The organism is Microbacterium sp. B19, assembly GCF_000333395.1.
GTDB lineage: Bacteria > Actinomycetota > Actinomycetes > Actinomycetales > Microbacteriaceae > Microbacterium.
In genome coordinates this window covers 1-962 of record NZ_BADA01000555.1, presented here as the reverse complement: position 1 = coordinate 962, position 962 = coordinate 1, and the positions used below count along the sequence as shown (strand labels likewise).

Annotated in this window: 1 protein-coding gene; it reads left to right on the top strand. The window is 68.9% G+C overall.

Annotated elements, in window-relative coordinates:
* Nucleotides 1–550: 550 nt before the first annotated feature.
* Nucleotides 551–962 (top strand): vitamin K epoxide reductase family protein (locus I5G_RS23635; RefSeq protein ID WP_239642575.1); only part of this gene is annotated, 412 nt, incomplete at its 3' end.

The window sequence follows — 962 nt, the reverse complement described above, 5'->3', positions numbered from 1 at the left end:
CGGTCGCTGCGGCGGCCTCGGCGTCGTCCACCGCGGCTTCGTCGTCGGGATCGGCGTCGACCGACGGGGTGTCGGTCGCCGGGCTCTCGTCCTGCGCCGACTCGGGGGCGTCGGTCGCGAGGGTCTCTTCGGGGGTCTGATCTTCTGTTGCGTCGGCCATATCGGGCGTACTCCCTGGCGGGCGACACCGCGCGTCGCCCGGCGAAATCTCGTGCGGCGCCGCACCCGGCGGGGCCGCGAACTCACTCGGTCTGCAGCAGGCCTGCGGCTCGTGCTGCGAAGGGCGGTCATCGCCCGAAGTCTTCTGGTGATTCGCCTGCGGCGCGGCCGCGGCTCATCGAAGCTCCATTATCGCACGGTCGGCCGGATTCGCTCACTTCGCCGAGCCACGTGTACCGCGCATAAACGCCCGGGCTCGCCGGAAACGCCCGGACGCGGCGTTTCCGGTGAGCCGGAGCGTTTATGAGCCTGCGTCTGTGCCTGCGCGGGCTTCTCGACGGCGAGGCATCCCACACGCAGCACATCGGGCGGCAGTGCAAGAATCGCGAGCATGAGTGAAACCGTCACCCCGCGTCAGCCCCGAGTGCTCGCGGTGTGGTTGATCATCGCGGGGGCGGTCGGCTGGTGGGCCGCGTTCTCGCTGACGATGGAACGCTTCCACCAGCTGATGGACGGCGGGGCAGCGGCATCCTGTGACTTCAGCGTGCTGGTGCAGTGCACCGCGAACCTGAAGTCGTGGCAGGGCAGCGTCTTCGGCTTCCCGAACCCGATCATCGGCCTCGCCGCGTGGATCGCGCCGATCGTCGTCGGGTTCGCGATCCTTGCCGGCGCCCGCTTCGCGCGCTGGTTCTGGATCCTGTTCTGGCTCGGGATCGCCGGGGCGATGACCTTCGTCATCTGGCTCATCTCCCAGAGCATCTTGCGTGCTCGGGACCCTCTGCCCGTGGTGCATGGGACATGTC